Annotated in this window: 4 protein-coding genes and 1 pseudogene; all 5 read right to left on the reverse strand. The window is 28.6% G+C overall.

Features of this window, described 5'->3' with window-relative positions; genetic code table 11:
* Positions 1-104 precede the first annotated feature (104 nt).
* Positions 105-203: pseudogene (locus tag KQI71_RS13050) on the reverse strand (nucleotidyltransferase); the annotation flags it as partial.
* Positions 204-403: 200 nt separating this feature from the next.
* Positions 404-1,387: a hypothetical protein gene (locus KQI71_RS12170; protein ID WP_216436384.1), complete on the reverse strand. Its 984-nt coding sequence runs from the start codon at positions 1,385-1,387 to the stop codon at positions 404-406.
* 20 nt (positions 1,388-1,407) lie between these two features.
* A complete protein-coding gene (locus tag KQI71_RS12175) occupies positions 1,408-2,361 on the reverse strand; it encodes a Coenzyme F420 hydrogenase/dehydrogenase, beta subunit C-terminal domain (RefSeq protein WP_216436385.1) in 954 nt (317 codons plus the stop codon).
* Positions 2,362-2,404: 43 nt separating this feature from the next.
* Positions 2,405-3,370: a Coenzyme F420 hydrogenase/dehydrogenase, beta subunit C-terminal domain gene (locus tag KQI71_RS12180; RefSeq protein WP_216436386.1), complete on the reverse strand. Its 966-nt coding sequence runs from the start codon at positions 3,368-3,370 to the stop codon at positions 2,405-2,407.
* A complete protein-coding gene (locus KQI71_RS12185; RefSeq protein ID WP_216436387.1) occupies positions 3,367-4,068 on the reverse strand; it encodes an acyltransferase family protein in 702 nt (233 codons plus the stop codon). Before KQI71_RS12185 ends, KQI71_RS12180 begins: the two co-directional genes overlap by 4 nt.
* Positions 4,069-4,173: the final 105 nt, after the last annotated feature.

Consider the following 4,173-nt stretch of genomic DNA (forward strand, 5'->3'; position numbering starts at 1 on the left):
CACTAAAATTTCTTCTTTTTCTGGACATGACATTGAATCCTTTCTTATGTATTGATTTAAGTATATCAGATTCATTAAGATCTGTCCGAAAAAGTGTCTTAATTTATGAGACCATTATATGGTCCCATTTGAGCTAACTGTTTGATTCCTTCTCCAAATCTAGATCCAATTCCAGCTGCCATGATAATTAATGTTGTATTCATTCGTATTCTCTCCCCTTTACAATATAAAAGTTCCTTTTTTATAAAAAGTAAACCTATTTTTCAAATTTTTTCGTATTTTTATTCAATATAACTATTCACTTTGTAGACTGATTTCTTAAGGTCCCTGGGAACTTAAGTTCTTTCCACTTTCATTTCTCCTATGTAATATTTGTGTAACTCTGTATCAAAAATTTAGGTCATTAATTTTTCTGAAAAACATCATACATACTTTGACGATTATCATCATTAAATAACTTATATCTTATAAAATCAAAAGAATTAGCAATTCTATTTTGTTCTGTATATAACTGTATATTAGGAGCATCTGGAAAATCTAAATCAATTTCAACTGTCAACGCATTATAATCCAAGTCAAAATACTGTCTATATCCTTTATGATTTTCATTTGGAAAATTCTCTACAAAATTCACGTTATAAGCTGGTTTAAAATAATTTATCATAGCTGCTTCTGCAATATTAATAATTTGATTTTCTTGAGGTAAATCACTGCAAACTTCTGTTAAATGCTTTGAACTTTCTTCTTCACTTTTTGTGAAATTTTGAGAGATTCCATCAAATGACATTGCTAAACTTGATTGCATTTCTAATAACAATATATAAATATGTTTATCCGCATAATGTCCACTATACTCTTCTAATATTTTTTGCAATGTCGAATGAGACTCTAGCCTGTCAAAAGCCGTTCTACTTCCATCTTTTCCATATGCCTGTCCAATATAAAGAACCTCATATTCCAATCTTGATACTAATATTTTAGACACAATCATAAAAAAATCCTGAGCACTAATTTCTATATTTTTCTGTATTTGAGGATTCTTTTTCAAAAAATCCTCATCTGTTATAGATACTACCATATTTATTGCTGGATACAGAATTTCTATATGAATTTTATGATAATCCAATCCCTCACAAACTTTTATTAGTGGCAATTCATAATCAATTTCCTTTCCATCTTTAATCATAAAAAATGCTATTTTTATTCCATCTTCTGTAACTTTTATCTTTTCTTTACGAAAAAACACTTGATTATATGATAATATTCCGTAAATATGATAACGATGTAAATCTGTTTCTTTTAATTCTCTAAAAACTTCCACTGGAATAATTGTTTTATATGAAGTAAATACATTCAAACCTGCTTCAAAAGAATATTTTCTCTCCATACCCCTTCTTCTTTCTACTTTTATCTTATTAATTTCACCTTAATTTTTCTAAAAACTGCTTTAATTTTATTTGCTAATCCGTATCTTCCATATTTTTTAGCAATATATTCAAATGAATTTTCATAAAAATCTTTCCAAAATTGCTCTCTGTTTTCTGGCTTCAAAAATGGTTCTTTTAATGGTGTTTGCATACTATCTTCTAATTTTGTTTTCTTCCATTCAATATTTTCTTTTATTTGTTCTAATAACTTTTCTCCCTTATTATTATTAACCAAGGCTAAGGATACACCTTTATTATCATCAAATTCAGGTGCTGCCTTTTCTATCCCCCAATAATCAGCTATTGTAATATCTCCCGGATGTATTATTGATTTATATTTACATTCATAGCAGCTAGGCCTCAATATAGAATGTCCATAAAATAAGTTCTTAAATACTCTACCGTTTACCTTTTTCCCATTTTCAAAATAAATTGATTCCACATGATCTCGCCATCCAAAATCTTTCTTATTCCGAAAATCAACCGCTATAACTTTAGCTCTATATTTCATTTGTTGCCATTTTAAATATTCTTTCCAAATGTTTTTGCTTGGAACTCCATGACATACAATATCTATACAAATAAGATTTTCATATTCTATTTTAAGAAATTTTTTTAATCCTGCTACTTGACATGAGGTTCCTGAAAAAAGAACTTCTCGACCAATTTCAACATCCTCTTTTATCCTTACAAATGTGTCACCCAATTTACTCTGTATATATTTAGAACCACGCATTTTATCTCTATCCTGTGCATTTTCTGCACGAATATGTATAGCTTCAAACTTTTCTGTTAAAACACATCCATACACAACACCATCATTTTCTAAAACTTTATCTGACAGTGCTGTAAAAATACCACCAGATCTTGAATTAGCTCGTATATCTTCATTTTTATGTCTTATTGCATATACTTTAGGTTCTCTCCAATTCATTATGCTACCCTCCTACTAGAAAGGTCAACATAACAAGGACTACTTAGTTCGTCCCCCCCCCAATAATTTTGAGAAGTTTATTTTTTACTTTAGTTGTAATTGAAACTGTTCCATATTTTTTCATTATGAAATTAACTCCCTCTTTTTTATAATCATCCCAGAATAAATCTCTCTTTTCTGATTTTGGTGTCGGTTTCTCAAGATTTGTCTGCCAGCACTGTTGTCTATTACTTATTTTATAATCTAGCATATACCTAACTCTATTGAACAATTCCTGACCTTTATTTGTATGAATTAAAAACAGAGAATTTCCTTTTGAGTCATAAAAATCTGGCATTGTTTCTTCAATATGCCAATAATCTCCAATTGTTAAATCTACTTTTCTCTCAGTAGTAGCGTAAGGACATTCATGACATGACAACCTCAAAGCACATCTATTATAAAAAATTTTCACATAATCTTTTATTAAAATCTCTTTTCCATTTATCTTGACATATGCCATTGGAGATTTCCATCCATTTCGTTTATCTTTAAATGTCAAATAAGTAATTTTCCCTTTTTTCTTTTTTTGAAGGTTCTCAGCATATTCCTTCCATAACTTTGGACTTGGAGATCCATGGCAAATAATATCTACAATACATACTCTATCACGAATACCTTTTAACTCACAAAATTTTCGAAAACCATCTGCTTGACAGCCCATTCCAACAAAAAGTAATTTTTTCCCTTTATTTTCCATTAACCATTCATATGCTTCTCTAAAAATTTTTCTAGGTTTACTCTGCATATATTTTGACCCTTTCGCCTTTTCCCGTTGATTTTTATTCAAAATCAATCGAAACTCTGCCGTATTTATATCATAATTATAAACAGACGCCACCACTGCATTATTATTTTTCAAAAAAAATTCTGATAATGCTGTAAATGCTCCCCCTGAAGAGCTTTGCATCAATACTGATTCATTTTTTATTCTTCCAGCATATACAACTGTATCTATTAATTCTATCATATATACCTCTCTAACTTTATTTTCTTAAGTAAAATAAGAAACAATAAAGAAACAATGTAAATAACAATCGGTCCAACATAACTATATAATGAATAAATTCCAATTTTTTTTGTAATGAAAGCAAATACTGTAATAAATATAGGATGAATAATATATAGCCATGTAGAATATTCTCTTCCAATCTTGGATAGCCGCTCATTCTTCCAATTACTTTTAAGAACATATAAAAAAACAGCAATTGCTAAAAAAGTGGTACTAATATAATGATCTCTTGTCGCATTCATTCTATAGTTTACCAAAATAAATCTTTCACAAATTCCTGTTAATGCAAATATCATAATCATAAATTCCAGTACTCTTTTGCTTATATTCTTTCTTATTTTCTTTTCTCTAATTAACGTTCCTAGACAAAAATATGGTATTCCTACACAAAGAAAATTTCTAACTAAAATATATGGAAATTCTCTATTAAAAATGACAATTGCATATTTTCCAAAAATTAAATCTAAAACTAAAAATACTGGTATTATCCAATACAGTACTCTTCTACAATTCAATTTATCTATGACAAATACAATTAGTAACACATATAAAAGTGCTCCCAAATACCAAAGATGTCCACCTACTGGTGACTCATTAAAAATAAACAATTTGAAAATATTTTTTAATGAAAAAATACTTTTTCCTGAATTATTCACGACTTCGTCGTGTTAGCGACTGAAAGTCGCATAGTTACTATATTTTTATCAAATTTTTCTCTTCATCTATCAAGTGAATAAAAAAAGAGCATCCATTTGTGGTAA

The sequence above is a fragment of the Anaerostipes sp. MSJ-23 genome, assembly GCF_018918155.1.
Taxonomy (GTDB): domain Bacteria; phylum Bacillota; class Clostridia; order Lachnospirales; family Lachnospiraceae; genus Anaerostipes.